Origin of the sequence: Microbispora sp. H11081 (genome assembly GCF_012999535.1) — a bacterium.
Taxonomy (GTDB): domain Bacteria; phylum Actinomycetota; class Actinomycetes; order Streptosporangiales; family Streptosporangiaceae; genus Microbispora.
In genome coordinates, this window is the sequence record NZ_JABBWV010000011.1 from 190,198 (window position 1) to 209,527 (window position 19,330).

Genomic DNA, 19,330 nt, shown 5'->3' on the forward strand with positions numbered 1-19,330 from the left:
GGGCCTAGACCGGCGGGACGCGATTTCTCCGCCCGGCATGGCCGGGCGGAAGCTCTCTCAGGGGCTCACTCCTGTGCTCTCCCTCACCACGAGTTCGGGCTCCACCATGCGTCTCGCCTCGCCTTCCATGCCCGCGATGCGGTCCAGCAGGAGCTGGAACGCCTGCCGTCCGACCTCGCCGAAGTTCTGCCGTACGGTGGTGAGGGGCGGCCAGAAGTAGGCCGCCTCGGGGACGTCGTCGAACCCCACGACGCTCACGTCCTCGGGAACCCGCCTGCCCGTCTCCCGCAGCGCCCGCAGCACTCCCATCGCCATGTGGTCGTTGGCCACGAAGATCGCCGTCACGCCGGGCTCGCGGGCGAGCCGCTTGCCGATCTCGTAGCCGGAGTGGGCGGTCCAGTCGCCGACCAGCGGCTCCGGGATCTCCCTGCCCTCCGCCTCCAGCACCGACCGCCAACCGGCCACCCGGCCGCTCGCGTCGATCCAGTTGGGCGGACCCGACAGGTGCCACACCGTGCGGTGGCCGAGACTGAGCAGGTGCCGGGTGGCGCGGGCGGCTCCGGCGAACTGGTCCACCGCCGCCACCGGCACCGGCAGGTCGGCACCCCCGCCGACGTCGACCACCGGGAGACCCGGGGGAAGGTTCCGCAGCCCCTCGGCGGCCGACTCGTGCGGCGCGACGACGATGACGCCGTCCACCGACTGGGACCGGAGGCGGTCGATCCCCCGGGTGATCCATCTGCGGTTGAGCGCGGGCAGGCTGGCGATGCTGACGAGGTAGTCGCTGTCCCTGGCCGCCTGCTCGATGCCGAACAGCGTGGACGCGGGGCCGTACAGGGTGGTGTCGAAGCAGACGACCCCCAGCACGCCCGAGCGGCCGGTCACCAGGACCCGCGCCGCCGAGTTCGGCCGGTAGTCCAGCTCGCGGACCGCCGCCAGGACGCGCGCACGGGTCTCCGGGCGCACCTTCTCCGGGGCGTTCAGCACTCTCGACACCGTCATCGCCGACACTCCCGCCAGCTCCGCGACGTCCTCCATGACCGCCGCCCTGGGGCGTTCGGCCGGGTTCTCTCCAGGCCGGCCTTTCGTCATCCGCCGCGTCCCCGCTCGTTCATCAGGATCCTGAGTGTTTGCGATAACAGGAAGCCGTGTCAATACTGACGTCATCACTGTTAAGTCACGGAGATCGTGAAGCGCTTCCGCCTGATGACCGCGTACGGCTACCGCCTATCCGATGGTATCGCTAACAGCTCAACTCGCCCTCCCGTGCCGGCTCCGACGCCCGTGCGGGTTCGCCGCGAAGCTCGCTGCGCGACAGCCAGGCGAGGGCGCACAGGAGCACGGCCGCGCCGCCCGCCTGTACGGCGGACACGCGCTCCCCGAGCAGCGCGACGCCGATCACGGCGGCGACGAGCGGTTCGAGCAGGGACAGGACCGACGCCGTGGTGCCGCTGACGACACGCAGCCCCGCGAAGAACAGCCAGTACGCGAGCGCCGTCGGCACGGCCGCCAGATAGGCGAGCAGCAGCACGTTGGTCACGGCGTGCCCGGTGGGCAGCAGCCCTCCCGCGGCGGCGAGCGGAAGCAGGCAGGCCGCTCCCCCGGCGAACCCCCACGCGGCCGTGCCCTCGGCTGGCATGCCGCGGGTGGCGAGGGTGACCAGGGAGTAGGCCGCCGCCGACAGCAGCGAGTAGCCGGCGCCCGCCGGGGTGACCGCGTCCGCCCCTCCCACGAGCATGGCGAGGCCGCAGACGGCGAGCGCGGCGCACCCGAGGGCGGTGCGGCCCATGGGCTCGCCCAGGAAGACCCGGCCACCGGCCGCCACCAGGAGCGGTGCGGCGCCCATAGTGATCATGGTGGCGACCGCGACCCCGGCCTCGGCGATCCCGGCGAAGTAGGCGGCCTGGCAGACGGCCATCGCCGGGCCGACGAGCAGCACCGCCCGCCAGGACGGACGGCTGCGGACGACGGCGAGCAGGAGCACCGCGCCGAAGGCGAAGCGCCAGAACGACACGGCGACGGGGCTCAGTTGTCCCGCGCCGTGCAGCACCGCCCCCACCGCTCCCCCGGTTCCCCAGGCGACCGCGGCGGTGGACACGTAGACAAGACCCTGCCGTACGGACAGGGCTGGAGTGCGATTCATCGATGTCTCTCCAGTGAGGTGGGCCCGATTCCCGTACGCGGGCAGGGGCCACCGGCCGGGCCGCCATGGCCCGGCTCACCGGATGACGCCGCCCGCTAGCGGGCGGGGGGAGGAGAGACGATCAATGTCATGGGGGGCACGGTAGCGCGCCCGCCCGGCCGGCCGCATCACCGTTTAGGAACTTTCGGGGGTGCCGGTGCGCACGGCCGGAGCTCGAAGGCTTAGTCTTGCATCGTGACAGCCCGAGGCGAGGTCAGGTCGCCTCGGGCTGTCCGCTGTCCCGGCCACTTCGGAAGCCGGGCCCTCCCACGACCGACAGGCCCGTCTCCCCTGTCGCGGGAGACGGGCCTGTCGTGGCGAAACCTTGCTCAGATCACCGGGCCGGGGGTGTCGCGCGGCGGCACAGGACCGGTGCCGGGCGCCGGACCCGTGCCGGGCGCGGGCGGGATCGGGCCCGTGCCGGGCGGCGGCAGCGGAGTCTCGCGCGGATACCCGGGGCTCACGGTCTGAGGCGGCATCGGCTCACCGATGTCGTACCCCGTGCCGGACCCGCCGGTGTGCGTGCCGCCCTGGTGCGGGCCGGGAACCTCGCCGCGCCAGGCGCCGGTCTCGCCGCCACGCGACTCGATGAACGTCTTGAAACGCTCCAGGTCGCCCCTGACCCGCATGCGGACGATCTGGAGGGCGTCGGCCGCCTTCTCCAGGAAGCCCTCGGGGTCGTACTCCATCTGGAGCGTGACGCGGGTCGTGGTGTCGTCGATCCGGTGGAAGGTGACGACGCCGGCCTGCCGCGGCGCGTCCATCGAACGCCAGGCCACCCGCTCGTCGGGGTGCTGCTCGGTGATCTCCGCCTCGAACTCGCGGCGGACGCCCGCGATCTCGACGACCCAGTCGGTGCGCGTGTCGCCGATCTGCTTGACCGACTCCACACCCTCCATGAACTCCGGGAAGCTCTCGAACTGCGTCCACTGGTTGTACACGGTGCGGATCGGGACATTCACGTCGACAGAGTGCTCGATCGAGCTCATGCCTCCTCCTTCTCTCGTGGGTTCCCGCATACGCCTGCCCGGACAGGGAGAGCTAAACCCGGCGCGCCGCGTCAGCGGCAGGGCGACCTGCGGCGATCAGCACGCCGTCCGGCCGGACGGGTCAGGCGCGGACGGACGGTGACGCCGTCGCCCGAACGCGCGTGCCGCGCCGCACCCGCCGACCTGCGCACCCGCCCCACCACGAGGTCGCGCACGCCCCGGGAGACGTGGTCGCCCCGCCGCCCGGCGGGCGCGGAAGGCGTCTCGTCCTCCAGCACGCGGTCGGCCGCGGCGTACCAGCCGGTGACCACCTGTGCGGCGAGGGCGGCGAACAGCAGGCCGAACGGCAGCGCCCACCCGCCGCTGACCTGGTGGAGCAGGCCGAACGTGATCGGCCCTGCGCCCGCGATGAGGTAGCCGGCGCTCTGCCCGAAGGCCGAGAGCGCGGCGGTGCCCGCCGCCGTGCGGGTCCGCATGGCCAGCATCGCGAGCGCGAGCGGGAACGTGCCCCCGCCGAGGGCCACGAGGATCGACCACGCCCACAGCGCCTGCCCGGTGAGCAGGCCCGCGAAGCCCGCCGCGTACAGCACCGCGAAGGCGATCACCAGCGGGCGCTGGCCGGACAGCCGGGTCGCCAGCGCGGGCACCGCCATGGAGACGGGGATGCCGAGTCCGGTGAAGACGGCGAGGACCAGGCCGGCCTGGGCGGCGGTGTAGCCGTTGTCCCGCAGCAGCAGAGGCAGCCAGCCGAACATCACGTACGCGATGAGCGACTGCGAGCCGAAGTAGCCGGCCACGGCCCAGGCGAGTCTGCTGCGCAGGAGGCCTTCTGCCCCGGCCCTCAGGGGAGTGTCGCGCCGCTCCGGCTCACCGCGCCAAAGCGCGAGCCACGGAATCGCGGCGACGGCGGCCAGGGCCGCCCACACCCCCAGTGCCAGGTGCCAGTTGCCTCCCGATGCCTGCTGCACGGGAACGGTCGCGGCGGCGGCGACCATCGTCCCGGCGGCGAGAGCCGTCGAGTAGACGGTGGTCATCGCGCCGGCCCGCCGCGGGAAGTGCCTCTTGATCAGCGCGGGGATGACGACGTTGCCGACCGCGCCGCCCGCCAGCGCGACCGCGCTCGCCGCCATGAACGGCACGGCGGAGTCGACGAGGGAGCGCGCCGCCTGCCCCACCGCGAGCAGGACGATGCCGGCCAGCAGCAGCCTGTGCTCCCCCACCCTGCGGGACATGGCCGGGGTCAGCGCGCCGAACAGGGCGAAGCTCATCACCGGCAGCGTGGTGAGGAGCCCCGTCATCGCCCCCGACATGCCGAGGCCCTCGCTCACCTGGTCGAGGACGGTTCCCAGGCTGGACACGGCGGTGCGCAGGTTGAGCGCGGCGAGGGCGATGCCCCCGGCGATCAGCCACGCCATCGATCCCCGCCGTGCTCCCCATGGTGCACGCGGCACGCCCCTCCGCGCCACGATCGCACTCATCGCCGCAACATCTCCCCTCATCCAGTCATCCTACGATTCACTCGATACCAAAGCCCCCACAGCTCTCATTTGTTCCCGAACTCCCGAAAATCTCTTAAGAGCGCCGGACGCCGCGCAGCAGCCACAGCAGGCCGACGACGGGCAGCACGAGCGGCACGAAGCCGTACCCGCTGCCGAACCCTGACCACACGGTGGCCTCGGGGAACGCGGCGGGGTCGGCCAGGCTCAGCGTGCCGACGATCAGCACTCCGGCAAGCTCGACCAGGCAGGCGGCCAGCGCCAGACGCCGGGCGCCCCGGGCCAGCGCCACCGTTAGCACGATGTAGACCACTCCGGCGAACGCCGACAACGCGTACGCCAGCGGCGCCTCGCCGAACCGCGTCGCCATCTGCACGGCGGCGCGGGACGTCGCGGCCAGCGCGAAGATCCCGTACACGGCCACGAGCACGCGCCCCGGCCCCGTTCCGGCGGGAGCGCTCATGCCCCCGCGTTCCAGACCTGCAGCAGCCGGCCGGTCATGACGGCCACGGTGAACGCGGCCACCGCGATGACCCCGGGACCCCAGCGCGTGCGCTCGGCCCGGCCCCACCACATGGCGGCGGGCGGGATCACCACGGTGCCCGCCAGATAGCCGACGAAGGTCGCCTTCTCCGCGACGCGGCCGACCCCGGCCAGCGCGAAACCCGCCTGCGCGAGCACGGCCAGCTCCAGCAGCCCCAGCCCGACCAGCAGGACCGGCCCCATCGGCCGGTCCCGTACGGCGGTGACGACGGCGGCCAGCGCCAGCAGCAGAGCGGCGCCGATCAGCCAGCCGGAGTACGCGCCGTTCATGCCGCGCTCGGGGCGGGGATCGCAGACATGGCCAGTAGGCTACCGGTCCGCGCACCCGCCCCGTCGCACGCCCCTTTCTGGTCAACGCTGTCTGGTCAGCGCTGCCGGGTCAGCGCCGCCGGATCAACGCTGCCGGATCAACGCTGCCGGGTCTCCGCGAGCAGCTGGTCGACCGCGTCCTCCGGCTTCCCGTTGACCGCGTACGCCCCGCGCTGCCGGGAGGCGGAGCTGCCCCGGCGCAGCGCGGCGTCGGCGAGCTCGGAGACGATCGTCCAGTCGCCGAGCTCCTCAAGGGTCGGCCGCAGGTCCTCCAGCATCCAGGCGATGATCCGCGGGGCGGGCTCCGGCCGGCTCGTCACCGGCGAGAGCAGGTCGCCCTCCAGCCCGTCGCGGGCCGCCCGCCAGTTGGCCGCCCGCAGCAGGGCGAGGCGCTGCTCGCCGACCGGCGGCTCGCCCCGCTCCACGGCTTCCATCTCCCTGGTCATGAGCGCGCGGAACAGCCCCGCGAGCAGCACCACGTCGTCCGCGAGCGGGCAGGAGTCACAGATCCGCATCTCCACCGTCGGCACGTGGGCGCTGAGCCGCAGGTCGAAGTAGACCATGCCCCGGTCCTCGATCACGCCCGAGGCCACCAGGTCCTCGGCCGTCCTGTCGTACGCGGCGGCGTCGGCGAACGGGCCGAGCGGGCCGGCCGTCGGCCAGCGCTGCCACGTCAGGGCGCGGCTGCTGGCGTAGCCGCTGTCGCCGTCCATCCAGTACGGCGAGCTGGCGCTGAGCGCGAGCAGCGGGGGGAGCCACGCCTCGACGCGCTGGGCGGCGAGCACCGCCACGTCCCTGTCGTCGATCTCGACGTGCACCTGCGCCCCGCAGATGAGCTGCTCCTCGGCGAGGAACCGGTAGGACTCCCACAGGTACTGGTAGCGCTCCCCCGGGGTGAACGTGTAACCGTCGATTCCGGTGATCGGGGTCGTGCCGGAGGCGACCACGCCGACCCCCAGCGGCTCGCCGGCCGACACGAGCGCCTGGCGCAGCCGTACGATCTCGGCCCGCACGTCGGCCAGGTCCTCCATCGGGGTGCTGTTGGTCTCCACCACCGACCGCTGCAACTCGGCCGCGAACCCCTCGTCCGGCAACCGCTCCAGCATCGACTCCGCGAGCGGCGTCAGCCGCCGGGTCTCGAGATCGACGACAAGGAACTCCTCTTCAACGCCGACAGGCCGTCTCTTCGTCATGAACCGCAACTACCCCGCTGGCGCGAAATAGGCCTGACCTGGGGCAGAAGTGCCGGATGAGCTCGGATCCCGAGAGCGGGTGATCACATGTCCACAGCCATACGTGTGGAGCTATGGGGACTCGAACCCCAGACCCCCTCCATGCCATGGAGGTGCGCTACCAGCTGCGCTATAGCCCCTTGCCACCGCTCTGGGTGTTCCCGTCGCGGCGCTCGGCGAGCATATAGGGATGCCCGTCCGTTTACCTAATCGTCACCTGTCACACCTGTATCAGGCGTCGGCGGTGGCGGCCGGGCTGTCGTCGCTGCTGACCGGCTCCGGCAGCGTTCCGGCGTTGTGCTCCAGGAGGCGCCAGCCGCGGCGGCCCTCCTCAAGGACCGACCACGAGCAGTTGCCGAGGCCGCCCAGCGCCGACCAGTGCTCCTGCGGCAGCCCGAGCAGCCGGCAGATCCCGAGCCGGAGCGCGGCGCCGTGCGAGGCCACGACCAGCAGCCCGTTCTCGTCGAGACGGGACGCCCAGCGCCCGACGGCGTCGGCGACACGGTCGGCGACGTACGCCACGTCCTCGCCGCCCGGCGCCTCCCACGCCTCGTACTCGACCGGCCAGCCCGCCCTGATCTCGTCGCGGGTCAGGCCCTCCCACTCACCGCCGCCGCGCTCGCGCAGGTCCTTGTCGACGACGACGTCGATGCCGGTGAGCCTGCCGAGGGCCGACGCCGTGTCGTACGCGCGCCGCAGGTCGGAGGAGACGAGCAGGGTCGGCCGCAGCGCCGCGAGCAGGGAGGCCGCCCGGGCCGCCTGCGCGACGCCGGTCTCGTCCAACGGGATGTCGGTGTGTCCCTGGAAGCGCTTCTCCACATTCCACAAGGTCTGCCCGTGCCGCAGGCAGACCACGCGACGGCTCATCGCGCCGCCCCTGCGAGCTCGGCCGTCACCGGGCCGCTCCGTGCCCACGCTGGGCGGCCACCCGCTTGACGCTCTCCGGCAGCTCGATGGACGGGCAGTCCTTCCACAGGCGCTCCAGCGCGTAGAAGTTGCGGTCCTCCTCGTGCTGCACGTGCACCACGATGTCGAGGTAGTCGAGCAGGACCCAGCGGCCCTCCCGCTCACCCTCCCGGCGTACGGGCTTGGCGTCGGCCTCGACGCGCAGCCGCTCCTCGATCTCGTCGACGACCGCGCGGACCTGGCGGTCGTTGGAAGCGGAGCAGAGGAGGAAGGCGTCGGTGATGACGAGCTGGTCACTCACGTCGTAGGCGATGATGTCGTCGGCCAGCTTCTCCGCGGCGGCCTCCGCCGCCACCCGCACGAGCTGGATCGATCTCTCGGATGCTGTCACGATTCGGTTCTGTCCTCCGTCGACGGGTTGTTTCCAGGGTGCACAGTTCGCGCGTCCCCCACAACCGGCTTTCCCCGGGAGACCCTACCGGCACACCTCGGCGATTCCAGAGTTATGCCCGGAACCAGGAATTCAACGTCATTCGCGACCCCTGAATTCCCTGCGCGAACGAGCCGTCAGGACTCAGGATCGCGGTAGAGGTGGCGCTTGTTGATGTACTGCACGATGCCGTCGGGGACCAGATACCAGATGGGCTCCCCCGCGGCCACGCGATCCCGGCACTCCGACGAGGAGATCGCCAGGGCCGGGATCTCGACCAGGCTGACCTTGCCCGCCGGCAGGCCGGGGTCCTTCAGCGTGTGGCCTGGCCGGGTGCAGCCGACGAAGTGCGCGATGGTGAACAGTTCCTCGACGTCGCGCCAGCTGAGGATCTGCGCGAGCGCGTCGGCGCCGGTGATGAAGTACACCTCCACCCCCGGGCCGTACAGCGCGGCGATGTCCCGCAACGTGTCGATCGTGTACGTCGGGCCCGGCCGGTCGATGTCCACCCTGCTGACCGAGAACCGGGGGTTCGAGGCGGTGGCGATGACCGTCATCAGGTAGCGGTCCTCGGACGACGACACGGTCTGCTCGGCCTTCTGCCAGGGCCGGCCGGTCGGGACGAACACCACCTCGTCGAGATCGAAATGGTGGGCCACCTCGCTGGCCGCCACCAGGTGGCCGTGGTGGATCGGGTCGAAGGTCCCGCCCATGACGCCCAGTCGCCGGATCGCCGTCCCGTTTCGCATGCAGGGACCATAACGCCCCTGTCGGACACCGCCGGATACCGGCCCGGCCCGTACGGCCCGCGCTCCTCACGGCGTCACGCGCGCGTCCGGCCGGTGAGACATAGCATGCGGGACATGACCACTCCCGATCGCAATCGCGTGCAGCTGACCGGTATCAGCTCACGAGCCTACGAACATCCCGCAGACCGTTCCGCGCTGGTCGCGATGCGGTCGCTGTCCGGCTTCGACGCGGTGCTCAAGCGCACCTCGGGTCTGTTCAGCGAGCGCCGGCTCCGCCTGATGTTCCTGGCCTCCGCGGTGCGCACGACCGACACCCAGTTCCGCGCCCTCCACGACATGGGCCGTGACAGCGCCTACATCCTGGACCTGCACCGGATCCCCGAGATCTACGTGCAGCAGGACCCGAGGGCGTACGCGATGGCGATCGGTTTCGACGAGCCTTTCATCATCGTCTCGACGGGGCTGCTCGACCTGATGGACGACGAGGAACTGCGCTTCGTCATCGGCCACGAGACCTCGCACATCCTGTCCGGCCACGCCGTCTACGGCACGATGCTCGAGATCCTGACCCGCCTGGCCACGCGGGTCGCCTGGATCCCGCTCGGCTACATCGGCCTGCGGGTCATCGTCGCCGCCCTGGAGGAGTGGCAGCGCAAGGCGGAGATGTCCGCCGACCGCGGCGGCCTGCTCGCCGGGCAGGACCCCGAGGCCGCGCTGCGGGCGCTCATGAAGCTCGCCGGCGGCTCGCGCCTGCACGAGATGAACATCGAGGCGTTCCTCGACCAGGCCAGGGAGTACGACACCGCGGGCGACGTCCGCGACGGTCTGCTGAAGGTCCTCAACATGCTCGGCACGACCCACCCCTTCGCGGTGACCCGGGTCGCCGAACTCGACCGGTGGCGCCGCAGCGGAGCGTACGACCGGATCATCGCCGGCACCTACCCGCGGCGCGAGGACGACGGCAACGCCAGCATCACCGACGAGATGAAGGCCGCGGCCAACGCCTACCGCGAGTCGTGGGCGCAGTCGCAGGACCCGTTCATCGGCGTGCTTCGCGACGTCGCCGAGGGCGCGGTCAACGCCGGCGAGCGCATCTTCAACCGCTTCGCCCGCCGCGAGAACTGACCCCCGGAGACACACCCGCGAGGGTCGCCGGAGGCGGTCAGAAGAAGTCAGAAGAAGAAGGCCACGGCGCGCACGGCTGCCGCGCAGAGCGCGACGAAGCCGCCCAGGACGGCGAGCGCGCGCAGGCCCTCCCGCCGTAGACCGGGAATGGCCGCTCCCGCGCGCTCGATCTCCCGGCCGATGATCGCGCCGCTGACGACACCGAACACGACACCGGCGATGGTGACGGGCACCGGCCGCGTCCACCATTCCGGCTCGAGCCGCGCCCCCGAGCCCGCCCACAGCGCCGCGAACGCCGCCGCGGCGGCGGGCAGCCCCGGCCAGGCGACGGCCGAAAGCAGCGAGCCCGCCAGTGTGAGCGGGAACGTCAGCGCACGCAGGAGCGCGCGGGCGCGGCCGGGTCTGCGGCCGCGCACCAGCCAGTGGCTAGTCCATACGGCCCTGGTCACCACGGCGAACGCCGCCGTGATCGCGAAGGTCGCGAGCGGGTAGACCACCGACGTCACCACGCAGGGAACGGCAAGCAGCGCGACCAGGACCAGGGCCGCGTTCCCGGTGGGGATGCCGAGCGCCCCCTCGGGCGCGTGCGTGTCCGCGCGGCCGCCCGCGGGCCGGACCTGTGGGGCCTTCGCGGCGGGGTCCGCCGTCTTCCCCGCCGCGGCACGCGCGGGCGCCTCCGTACGGACCCGCGCGACCGCCTCGGCGGCGGGACGGCGGGCGGCCGGCTCCGCCCCGGCCCTGTCCCCGGCCCTGTCAGCTCTGTCGGCCCTCTCTGCTCTGTCGGCGGACGTCTCGCTGACCCGGGCCAGCCGGGACAGGCGGTCGGCCAGCAGGGCGGCGGTGGGACGGCGGGCCGGGTCGCGGTGCAGCGCCGCCCGCACCAGCGGCAGCAGGGCCGCGGGCACCCCCACGAGATCGGCCTTGCCGTTCAGCACGGCGTACATCTGCGACTCCGCCGTGCCCCGCCCGAAGGTCGGCCGTCCGGTCGCGGCGAACGCCACGGTCGCGGCCCAGCCGTGGACGTCGGCGGGCTCGCCCACCGTCTCGTCCGAGAACACCTCGGGAGCGCAGTAGCCGGGCGTGCCGAGGAACGCGCCGGTCACCGTGACCCGCGTCGCGTCGAGCACCTGGGCGATGCCGAAATCGATCAGCACCGGGCCGTCCTTGCCCAGCAGGACGTTGGTCGGCTTGACGTCGCGGTGCACGACCCCGCCCGCATGGATGATCGCCAGCGCCGCCGCGAGGCCCTGCGCCAGCGCGACGAGCCTGGACTCCTTCAGCGGCCCCCGTCGCCGGACGGCGTCGAGGAGGTTCTCCCCCTTGATGTACTCCATCACGAGGTACGGCCGGTCGCCGGACAGGTCGGCGTCGAGCACCTGGGCGACGTACGGGCTCTCGACCCGGCGCAGCGCCCGCACTTCGCGTTCGAGACGTAACCGGGCGTCCGGGTCGTTCTCTATGGGGTCGCGGAGCATCTTCACCGCGACGGGGTCGCCCCGGCGGCCCACGGCGAGGTACACCTCACCCATGCCACCCCGGCCCAGTCGCTCCTGCAGCGTGTAGGGGCCGACCCGCCCTAGACGTCCAGCCATAGGAGCGCCAACCATAGCGGCCCGGCCGCCGGAATCGGCGGAGGCGCGCCGTCGGCGGCGCGCCGAAGCCGCCGCCGACCGGCGCACCAGGCCGCGGCGGCGCCGGGGCGGCCCGCTGTCCGTGCTCACGCGTGTCCGGGCGTCAGCCGCGTACGTGCCCCTCGCCGGTGTAGATCCACTTCGTGGAGGTGAGCTCCGGCAGTCCCATCGGGCCGCGGGCGTGCAGCTTCTGGGTGGAGATGCCGATCTCCGCCCCGAAGCCGAACTCCCCGCCGTCGGTGAAACGGGTCGAGGCGTTCACCGCGACCGCCGCCGAGTCGACGGTCGCCACGAACCTGCGGGCGGCCTGCTGGGAGCGGGTCACGATGGCGTCGGTGTGGGCCGAGCCGTACCTGCGGATGTGCGCGACCGCGTCGTCCAGCGAGTCGACCACGGCCGCGGCGATGTCGAGCGAGAGGTACTCCATGGAGAAGTCCTCCTCCGTCGCGGCCACGACGTCGGCGCCGTAGGCCCGCACCCGCTCGTCCCCGTGGACGGTCACCCCCGCGTCCTTGAGCGCCGTCAGCGCCCTGGGCACGAACTCGTCGGCGATGGCGGCGTGCACGAGGAGCGTCTCGGCCGCGTTGCACACCGAGGGCCGCTGCGCCTTGGCGTTCACCAGGATCTTGAGCGCGGTGTCGATGTCGGCGTCGGCGTCCACGTACACGTGGCAGTTGCCCACCCCCGTCTCGATCACCGGCACGGTCGACTCCTCGACCACGCTGTTGATCAGCGAGGCGCCGCCGCGCGGGATCAGCACGTCGACCAGCCCGCGGGCGCGCATCAGGTGCTTGACCGACTCACGGGTCCGGCCCGGCACGAGCTGCACGGCGTCCGCCGGCACCTCGGTCGCCGCCAGCGCCTCCTGCATGACGCGCACCAGCGCGGTGTTGGAGGAGTACGCGCTGGACGACCCGCGCAGCAGCACGCCGTTGCCGCTCTTGAGGCACAGCGCGGCCGCGTCCACGGTCACGTTGGGCCGGCCCTCGTAGATGATGCCGATGACGCCGAGCGGCACCCGCACCTGACGCAGCTCGAGGCCGTTGGGCAGCGTGCTGCCGCGCACGACCTCGCCGACCGGGTCGGGCAGGTCCGCCACCTCGCGGACGGCCGCCGCGATCTTCGCGATCCGGCCGGCGTCGAGCCGCAGCCGGTCGATCATCGCCTCGGAGGTGCCGTTCTCCCTGGCCCGGTCCACGTCCGCGGCGTTGGCCGCGACGATCTCGTCCGTGGCCGCCTCCAGGGCGTCGGCCACGGCACGCAGCGCCGCGTCCTTCGGCGCGCGCGGCATCGGCGCGAGCACCGTCGCGGCGTCCCGCGCCGCCCGCGCGACCTTCAGAAATTCCTCTGCCTCAGACATTGCCTCGCGCTCCGTCACTTGTGGTGGTGAACAGGCTCCAATATCACGATGTCGTCCCGGTGGATCAGCTCGCGCTCGTACTCCGGGCCGAGTGCGCTGGCCAGCTCCCGGGTGGAGCGGCCGAGCAGGTCGGGGATCTCCCCCGCGTCGTAGTTGACCAGCCCCCGGGCCACGACGGCGCCCGACGGCGAGCACAGGTCGACCGGGTCGCCGGCGGCGAAGTCGCCCTCGACCTTCACGACCCCCGCGGGCAGCAGCGACTTGCGCCCCCCGACCACGGCCTCGACCGCGCCGGCGTCCAGGTGCAGGCGGCCCCTTCCGGTCGTGGCGTGGGCGAGCCACAGCAGGCGGGTGCCGGGGTGGCGGCCCCCCGGGTGGAAGCAGGTGCCGATGTCGGCCCCGGCGAGCGCCTGCGCCGCGTGCGCCGCCGCGGTCAGCACGACAGGGACACCCGCCCCTGTCGCGATGCGGGCCGCCTCCACCTTGGTGATCATGCCGCCGGTGCCGACCCGGCCGGAGGTGCCGAGCTCGACTCCCTCCAGGTCCTGCGGCCCCCGGACCTCGGCGATGCGGGTGGCGCCGTCCTTGCGCGGGTCGCCGTCGTACAACGCGTCGACGTCCGACAGCAGCACCAGCCCGTCGGCGTGGGTGAGATGGGCCACCAGCGCGGCGAGCCGGTCGTTGTCACCGAACCGGATCTCGTCGGTGGCCACCGTGTCGTTCTCGTTCACGACGGGCACGATGCCGAGTTCCAGCAGCCGGGCCAGCGCCCGCTGGGCGTTGCGGTGGTGGACCCGGCGCATCATGTCGTCGGCCGTCAGCAGCACCTGCCCCACGCGCAGGCCGTACCTGGCGAACGAGGAGGTGTAGCGGGCGACCAGCACGCCCTGCCCGACCGAGGCGGCCGCCTGCTGGGTGGCCAGGTCCCTGGGCCGGTCGCGCAGCCCCAGCGGCCCGAGCCCCGCGGCGATCGCGCCGGACGACACGAGCACGATCTGCGTGCCGGCCTTGCACCGGGCCGCCAGCACGTCGACCAGCGCGTCCACCCGGTCCACGTCGATCGTGCCGCGGGGCGTCGTCAGTGACGACGACCCCACCTTCACCACCAGCCGCGCGGCCTCGCGGATCCGCTCCCTGCCTGTCACGCCATCTCCCCGATCTAGCCGAGTCTCGCGTCGCTGCCGCGCGGGCCCATGGTCGCCTCCGTGCCCTGCGACGGCTGCCAGTCGAAGACGTAGCCGCCCTCCATCGGGCCGATGATCACCTCGGCGCCGGCCGCCGCGCCTGCCTTGATCAGCGCCTCCTCCACCCCGAGCCGTTCGAGGCGGTCGGCCAGGTAACCGACGGCCTCGTCGTTGGAGAAGTCGGTCTGCCTGATCCACCGCTCGGGCTTCTCACCGGTCACCTGGAAGCGGTTCTCGTCGACGCGCCGCACGGAGAACCCGGTCTCGCCGAACTGCCTCGGCCGGATGACCAGCCGCGTGGGCTCCTCGACCGGAGCCTGCGCCCGCGCCGTCGCCACCATCTCCGCCATCGCGAACGCCAGGGGCCGCAGGCCCTCGTGGCTGGCCGCGGAGATCTCGAAGACCCGCAGGCCACGCTCCTCCAGCATGGGCGTGACGATGTCGGCGAGGTCACGGCCGTCGGGCACGTCGACCTTGTTCAGCGCGACCAGCCGCGGCCGGTCCTGCAGCGACCCGTACGCCGCGAGTTCCGCCTCGATCACCTCGAAGTCGGTGACCGGGTCGCGCCCGGGCTCGACCGTCGCGCAGTCGAGCACGTGGACGATCGTCGAGCAGCGCTCGACGTGCCGCAGGAACTCGTGGCCGAGGCCCCGGCCCTGCGACGCCCCCGGGATGAGCCCCGGCACGTCGGCGACCGTGAAGACCGTCTCGCCCGCCGTCACCACGCCCAGGTTGGGGATGAGCGTCGTGAACGGATAGTCGGCGATCTTGGGCCGGGCCGCGGAGAGCGCCGCGATCAGGGACGACTTGCCCGCGTTGGGGAACCCGACCAGCGCCACGTCGGCGACCGTCTTCAGTTCGAGCGCGATCTCGGCCTCGTCGCCCGGCTCGCCGAGCAGCGCGAAACCCGGGGCCTTGCGCTTGGCGTTGGCGAGCGCGGCGTTGCCGAGGCCGCCGAAGCCGCCCTGCGCGGCGACGTACCGGGTGCCGGCGCCGACCAGGTCGACCAGCACCTCACCGGTCCTGGCGTCCTTCACGACCGTGCCGTTGGGCACGGGAAGGACGATGTCCTCCCCGTTGGCGCCGTCCCGGTTGGAGCCCATGCCCTGCTTGCCGCTGCCCGCGCGGCGGTGCGGCCGGTGGTGATACTCCAGCAGAGTGGCGGTGTTGGGATCCACCTCCAGGATGACGTCGCCGCCGCGTCCCCCGTTGCCTCCGTCGGGCCCGCCCAGCGGCTTGAACTTCTCCCGGTGGATGGAGGCGCAGCCGTTGCCCCCGTCACCCGCCTTGATGTGCAGGACGACGTGGTCCACGAAGTCGGCCATCAGCCGCTCCCCCTTACTGCCGTATGAAAAAACGAATGAGGCGGACCGAATGCTCGATCCGCCTCATCGTGCTGCTAGCTGGTGTCCCCGGCGGATCTACTCCGCGGCCGGGACGATGCTCACCGCGCGGCGACCGCGCTTGGTGCCGAACTGCACCCGGCCCGCGGCCAGGGCGAACAGCGTGTCGTCACCACCACGGCCGACGTTGTCGCCCGGGTGGAAGTGCGTGCCGCGCTGACGGACGATGATCTCGCCGGCGTTCACCAGCTGACCGCCGAAACGCTTCACACCGAGGCGCTGAGCGTTCGAGTCACGACCGTTCCGGGTGGACGAGGCGCCCTTCTTGTGTGCCATGATTCACTCCCTTTCGGGGGTAAGCGGGGGTCGTCCCCCGGGAAACTACTGTCCGGGGTTGATGCCGGTTACCTTGACCTGGGTGTACCGCTGACGGTGACCCTGGCGCTTCTTGTATCCGGTCTTGTTCTTGTACTTCAGAATCCGGATCTTCGGCCCCTTGGTCTCGCCGAGGATCTCGGCGGTCACCTGGAACCGGGAAAGCGTGGCAGCGTCGGTGGTGACATCGCCGTCGTTGACGACGAGCACCGCCGGCAGCGACACCGAGGAGCCAACCTCGCCGCCGACCTTGTCAACCTCGAGGACGTCCCCGACGGAGACCTTCTGCTGCCTGCCGCCGCAACGAACGATCGCGTACACCGCGGAACCCTTCTACTGGCTAAATGCTGAGATGCCGCGCCCCGCATCCAGCTGCTGTCGATTGACGACCGGCGATCCGGGCAGGCGCGCGAAGCCAGGCACGCCGACACCAGGCGCACCGGTTGACCAGGGTACCGGATATTCGGCACCCAGGTCGAACCGAGCGGATCGCCGGATGACGAAGTCGCTACTCCGCCGTCTTCCTGCGGGAACGTCGCCGCCCCCGGGGAGCCGGCGCGGAGTCGTCGCCCTCGTCGGAGTTGGCGGGTTCGGCGCCGATGGCGTCGGTGACGCTCTCGCGCGCCGAGCCCGACGCCGCGGCGACCGATCCCTCGCTCGCCGCCAGTTTCTCCGCCACCGACTTCTCGATGGCCATCTTGCCCTGCGTGCCGCGCGGCTCGGGCTTCGACTCGACCGGCTCGGTCGACACGATGATCCCGCGCCCGTGGCAGCAGTCGCACGGCGTGGAGAACGCCTCCAGCAGGCCCTGACCGACCCGCTTACGCGTCATCTGCACCAGGCCGAGCGAGGTTACCTCGGCCACCTGATGCTTCGTCCTGTCCCGCGCCAGGCACTCCAGCAGCCGCCGGAGCACCAGGTCGCGGTTGCTCTCCAGCACCATGTCGATGAAGTCGATCACGATGATGCCGCCGATGTCCCGCAGCCTGAGCTGACGGACGATCTCCTCGGCCGCCTCCAGGTTGTTGCGGGTGACGGTCTCCTCGAGGTTGCCGCCCTGCCCGGTGAACTTGCCGGTGTTGACGTCGACGACCGTCATCGCCTCGGTCCTGTCGATCACCAGCGAGCCGCCGGACGGCAGCCACACCTTGCGCTCCATCGCCTTGGCGATCTGCTCGTCGATCCGGTAGGCGGAGAAGGCGTCGGTCTCCCCCTCCCACTTCGTCAGACGCTCGGCGAGGTGCGGGGCGACGTAGCGGACGTACTCGTCCACCGTCGTCCACGCCTCGTCGCCCTCGACGACCAGGGAGCCGAAGTCCTCGTTGAAGACGTCGCGGACCACCCGCACGGTCAGGTCGGGTTCGCCGGACAGCAACTCCGGCGGGCTGGCCGACTTGGCCTTGCGCTGGATGTTCTCCCACTGAGCCGACAGCCGGGCCACGTCGCGGCTGAGCTCCTCCTCCGAGGCGCCCTCCGCCGCCGTGCGCACGATGACGCCCGCGTTCTCCGGCATGACCTTGCGCAGGATCTGCTTGAGCCTGGCCCGCTCCTTGTCGGGCAGCTTGCGGCTGATCCCGGTCATCGAGCCGTCCGGCACGTAGACCAGGTAGCGGCCGGGGAGGCTGATCTGGGAGGTCAGCCTGGCGCCCTTGTGGCCGATCGGGTCCTTGGTCACCTGGACGAGCACCGACTGCCCGGACTTCAGCGCCGCCTCGATCCGCTTGGGCTGGCCCTCCATCCCGGCGGTGTCGAAGTTCACCTCGCCGGCGTAAAGCACCGCGTTGCGGCCCTTGCCGATGTCCACGAACGCCGCCTCCATGGAGGGCAGCACGTTCTGGACCTTGCCGAGGTAGACGTTGCCGACGTACGACTGGCTGGACTCGCGGTCGACGTAGTGCTCGACCAGGATGCCGTCCTCGAGCACCGCGATCTGGGTGCGGCCGCCCTGGCGGCGCACGACCATGACCCGCTCGACCGACTCGCGGCGGGCCAGGAACTCCGACTCCGTGATGATCGGCGGACGGCGGCGGCCCAGCTCGCGGCCCTCACGGCGGCGCTGCTTCTTCGCCTCCAGCCGGGTCGATCCCCGTACGCCCTGGACCTCGTCCGCCGAGGTGGACCTGGTGGCGCGGGGCGCCCGGATGCGGACGACGGTGTTGGGCGGGTCGTCGGGGGCCAGTTCGGCCTCCTCGGTGCCGCGACGACGGCGACGGCGGCGACGACGGGTGCCCGTCTGGCCCTCGGAGTCGTCCTCCGCCTGCTCGTGGTCCTCCTCGTCGCCCGACGCGGCCTGCGGCTCCTCGCCCTCTGCCTCGCCCTCGGACTCCTCGCCGTCCTCGGCGTCCCTGCCGCGGGCGCCCCGGCCGCGTCCGCCACGACGGCGACGCCGCCTGCGGGCGCCGCCCTCGGTGTCGGACTCGTCCTCGCCGGACTCGCTCGTCTCCTCAGGCTCCTCGGCTTCCTCGTCCTCGGCCCGCGCCGGCTCGGCGGGGGGCGAGGTGGGCCGCTGCGCGGGCACCGCGAACGGGTCGGGGGCCTGGAAGATCGGCTGGAACAGCGCCGACGGCGCCTGGAAGGTCACCGACGGCACGGACGGCTGCTGCGCCGACAGCCCGAAGGGGTCGGCCACCACGTCCCGCCGCCCGCCGTCTTCCTCGATGTCGATGTCCTCGATGTCGATCGGCTCGTCGTCCAGCGGCTCCTCGTCGGGGAGGTTGAGCCCGAGAGCGGCGGCGACCTCCGCCTCGGCGGCGCTCATCGCCCTGGATCGTTCCGGCGCCGGCTCTTCCGCGCGGGCGCGGCGCCGCCGCCGGGAAGCGGTGGGCACGGCGGGCTCCTCGGCCTGCGTCGCACGCTCCGGCTCGGGGGACGGCTCGGTCTCCTCGGTCCTCTTGCGGGTGCGGCGACGCCGGGCCGGCGTGGCCGGCTCGTCGTCCACGGCCGCATCAGGAACGACCGCCTCAGGAACGGCCGCCTCAGGAACGGACGTCTCCGCGGCCGGTGTCTCGATGACCGGTGCCTCGATGACCGGTGTCTCGGCGGCCGGAGTCTCCACGACCTCGGCGGTCTTGGCGCGGCGGCGGGTGACCCGCTTGGGCCGCTCCTTCGCGACCGGCTCCTCCTGCGCGACCGGATCCTGCGTCGCCACCGCCTCGTCCCGCGCCGGCGACACTGTCTCGGCGGCGACGACCGTGGTCACGGGCGGCGGCAGGTCCTCCGGCTCGGGCGGAGGCCCGGCCGGACGGCTCGCCGATCGCCGGCGGGGCGTTTTTGACACGACCGAGGGACCCGGGGAGACCGCGTCTCCCCCGGCGTGGCCGTGTTCTTCTGTCGTCGTGTCACCTGTCGTGCCACCGTCAAGGCTCACAGCCCCGTCAGTGGGCTCGTTGTCGAGCATGCGGGCGTTCTCCCGTCAGCCTCCGGGCACGTTGCCGCGCCGCGCGGAGGATCTCGTCTCTCTCGCGGTCCGCCGGGCT

Annotated in this window: 18 protein-coding genes and 1 tRNA gene; 1 reads left to right on the top strand and 18 read right to left on the bottom strand. The window is 72.3% G+C overall.

Going from position 1 to position 19,330, the window contains the following annotated elements:
- Positions 1-57: 57 nt before the first annotated feature.
- The 11 genes from HHX31_RS25035 to nadD form a co-directional block, all read right to left on the bottom strand.
- Positions 58-1,092 (bottom strand): LacI family DNA-binding transcriptional regulator, encoded by a 1,035-nt coding sequence (locus HHX31_RS25035; protein ID WP_249346487.1) that lies wholly within the window; start codon positions 1,090-1,092, stop codon positions 58-60.
- Positions 1,093-1,243: 151 nt separating this feature from the next.
- Positions 1,244-2,143 carry a DMT family transporter gene (locus HHX31_RS25040; protein ID WP_169950796.1) on the bottom strand — a complete coding sequence of 300 codons (900 nt, stop codon included), beginning with the start codon at positions 2,141-2,143 and terminating at the stop codon, positions 1,244-1,246.
- A gap of 368 nt (positions 2,144-2,511) precedes the next feature.
- A complete protein-coding gene (locus HHX31_RS25045; RefSeq protein WP_169950797.1) occupies positions 2,512-3,171 on the bottom strand; it encodes an SRPBCC family protein in 660 nt (219 codons plus the stop codon).
- 71 nt (positions 3,172-3,242) lie between these two features.
- On the bottom strand, positions 3,243-4,649 hold the full coding sequence (locus HHX31_RS25050) for an MFS transporter (RefSeq protein ID WP_169950798.1): 1,407 nt from the start codon (positions 4,647-4,649) through the stop codon (positions 3,243-3,245).
- A 94-nt stretch (positions 4,650-4,743) separates the two neighbouring features.
- The gene (locus tag HHX31_RS25055; protein ID WP_169950799.1) at positions 4,744-5,130 is read right to left on the bottom strand and encodes a hypothetical protein; all 387 of its coding nucleotides are present in this window, start codon (positions 5,128-5,130) and stop codon (positions 4,744-4,746) included.
- On the bottom strand, positions 5,127-5,480 hold the full coding sequence (locus HHX31_RS25060; RefSeq protein WP_169950800.1) for a hypothetical protein: 354 nt from the start codon (positions 5,478-5,480) through the stop codon (positions 5,127-5,129). Before HHX31_RS25060 ends, HHX31_RS25055 begins: the two co-directional genes overlap by 4 nt.
- Positions 5,481-5,617: 137 nt before the next feature.
- Positions 5,618-6,712, bottom strand: coding sequence for a glutamate--cysteine ligase (locus tag HHX31_RS25065; protein WP_169950801.1), 1,095 nt, complete (start codon positions 6,710-6,712; stop codon positions 5,618-5,620).
- A 106-nt stretch (positions 6,713-6,818) separates the two neighbouring features.
- Positions 6,819-6,891: transfer RNA gene (locus tag HHX31_RS25070), tRNA-Ala, on the bottom strand.
- 91 nt (positions 6,892-6,982) lie between these two features.
- Entirely contained in the window at positions 6,983-7,618 is a 636-nt protein-coding gene (locus HHX31_RS25075; RefSeq protein ID WP_169950802.1) for a histidine phosphatase family protein, read from the bottom strand.
- Between the two features lie 25 nt (positions 7,619-7,643).
- A complete protein-coding gene (gene rsfS / locus HHX31_RS25080; RefSeq protein ID WP_142645833.1) occupies positions 7,644-8,048 on the bottom strand; it encodes a ribosome silencing factor in 405 nt (134 codons plus the stop codon).
- Positions 8,049-8,224: 176 nt separating this feature from the next.
- Positions 8,225-8,836 (bottom strand): nicotinate-nucleotide adenylyltransferase, encoded by a 612-nt coding sequence (gene nadD, locus HHX31_RS25085; RefSeq protein ID WP_169950803.1) that lies wholly within the window; start codon positions 8,834-8,836, stop codon positions 8,225-8,227.
- A 105-nt stretch (positions 8,837-8,941) separates the two neighbouring features.
- On the opposite strand from nadD, the gene HHX31_RS25090 reads away from it, so the two are divergent.
- A complete protein-coding gene (locus HHX31_RS25090) occupies positions 8,942-9,961 on the top strand; it encodes a M48 family metallopeptidase (protein ID WP_396711618.1) in 1,020 nt (339 codons plus the stop codon).
- A 47-nt stretch (positions 9,962-10,008) separates the two neighbouring features.
- Here HHX31_RS25090 and HHX31_RS25095 read toward each other — a convergent pair whose 3' ends face one another.
- The 7 genes from HHX31_RS25095 to HHX31_RS25125 form a co-directional block, all read right to left on the bottom strand.
- The gene (locus HHX31_RS25095; protein ID WP_169950805.1) at positions 10,009-11,553 is read right to left on the bottom strand and encodes a serine/threonine-protein kinase; all 1,545 of its coding nucleotides are present in this window, start codon (positions 11,551-11,553) and stop codon (positions 10,009-10,011) included.
- Positions 11,554-11,695: 142 nt separating this feature from the next.
- On the bottom strand, positions 11,696-12,952 hold the full coding sequence (locus HHX31_RS25100; protein ID WP_169950806.1) for a glutamate-5-semialdehyde dehydrogenase: 1,257 nt from the start codon (positions 12,950-12,952) through the stop codon (positions 11,696-11,698).
- A 14-nt stretch (positions 12,953-12,966) separates the two neighbouring features.
- Positions 12,967-14,097: a glutamate 5-kinase gene (gene proB, locus HHX31_RS25105; RefSeq protein ID WP_311932227.1), complete on the bottom strand. Its 1,131-nt coding sequence runs from the start codon at positions 14,095-14,097 to the stop codon at positions 12,967-12,969.
- A gap of 14 nt (positions 14,098-14,111) precedes the next feature.
- On the bottom strand, positions 14,112-15,461 hold the full coding sequence (gene obgE, locus HHX31_RS25110) for a GTPase ObgE (protein WP_169950807.1): 1,350 nt from the start codon (positions 15,459-15,461) through the stop codon (positions 14,112-14,114).
- Positions 15,462-15,557: 96 nt separating this feature from the next.
- Positions 15,558-15,815, bottom strand: coding sequence for a 50S ribosomal protein L27 (gene rpmA, locus HHX31_RS25115; RefSeq protein WP_079320039.1), 258 nt, complete (start codon positions 15,813-15,815; stop codon positions 15,558-15,560).
- 45 nt (positions 15,816-15,860) lie between these two features.
- Positions 15,861-16,175: a 50S ribosomal protein L21 gene (rplU, locus tag HHX31_RS25120; protein WP_169950808.1), complete on the bottom strand. Its 315-nt coding sequence runs from the start codon at positions 16,173-16,175 to the stop codon at positions 15,861-15,863.
- 187 nt (positions 16,176-16,362) lie between these two features.
- Positions 16,363-19,251: an Rne/Rng family ribonuclease gene (locus tag HHX31_RS25125; protein WP_169950809.1), complete on the bottom strand. Its 2,889-nt coding sequence runs from the start codon at positions 19,249-19,251 to the stop codon at positions 16,363-16,365.
- Positions 19,252-19,330 lie beyond the last annotated feature (79 nt).

What these genes read in the sequence shown, in the direction of transcription:
- HHX31_RS25035 (WP_249346487.1), bottom strand. Translation starts at nt 1,092, where the DNA reads ATGACGAAAGGCCGGCCTGGAGAGAACCCGGCCGAACGCCCCAGGGCG.
- HHX31_RS25040 (WP_169950796.1), bottom strand. Translation starts at nt 2,143, where the DNA reads ATGAATCGCACTCCAGCCCTGTCCGTACGGCAGGGTCTTGTCTACGTG.
- HHX31_RS25045 (WP_169950797.1), bottom strand. Translation starts at nt 3,171, where the DNA reads ATGAGCTCGATCGAGCACTCTGTCGACGTGAATGTCCCGATCCGCACC.
- HHX31_RS25050 (WP_169950798.1), bottom strand. Translation starts at nt 4,649, where the DNA reads ATGAGTGCGATCGTGGCGCGGAGGGGCGTGCCGCGTGCACCATGGGGA.
- HHX31_RS25055 (WP_169950799.1), bottom strand. Translation starts at nt 5,130, where the DNA reads ATGAGCGCTCCCGCCGGAACGGGGCCGGGGCGCGTGCTCGTGGCCGTG.
- HHX31_RS25060 (WP_169950800.1), bottom strand. Translation starts at nt 5,480, where the DNA reads ATGAACGGCGCGTACTCCGGCTGGCTGATCGGCGCCGCTCTGCTGCTG.
- HHX31_RS25065 (WP_169950801.1), bottom strand. Translation starts at nt 6,712, where the DNA reads ATGACGAAGAGACGGCCTGTCGGCGTTGAAGAGGAGTTCCTTGTCGTC.
- HHX31_RS25075 (WP_169950802.1), bottom strand. Translation starts at nt 7,618, where the DNA reads ATGAGCCGTCGCGTGGTCTGCCTGCGGCACGGGCAGACCTTGTGGAAT.
- nadD (WP_169950803.1), bottom strand. Translation starts at nt 8,836, where the DNA reads ATGCGAAACGGGACGGCGATCCGGCGACTGGGCGTCATGGGCGGGACC.
- HHX31_RS25090 (WP_396711618.1), top strand. Translation starts at nt 8,942, where the DNA reads ATGCGGGACATGACCACTCCCGATCGCAATCGCGTGCAGCTGACCGGT.
- HHX31_RS25095 (WP_169950805.1), bottom strand. Translation starts at nt 11,553, where the DNA reads ATGGCTGGACGTCTAGGGCGGGTCGGCCCCTACACGCTGCAGGAGCGA.
- HHX31_RS25100 (WP_169950806.1), bottom strand. Translation starts at nt 12,952, where the DNA reads ATGTCTGAGGCAGAGGAATTTCTGAAGGTCGCGCGGGCGGCGCGGGAC.
- obgE (WP_169950807.1), bottom strand. Translation starts at nt 15,461, where the DNA reads ATGGCCGACTTCGTGGACCACGTCGTCCTGCACATCAAGGCGGGTGAC.
- rpmA (WP_079320039.1), bottom strand. Translation starts at nt 15,815, where the DNA reads ATGGCACACAAGAAGGGCGCCTCGTCCACCCGGAACGGTCGTGACTCG.
- HHX31_RS25125 (WP_169950809.1), bottom strand. Translation starts at nt 19,251, where the DNA reads ATGCTCGACAACGAGCCCACTGACGGGGCTGTGAGCCTTGACGGTGGC.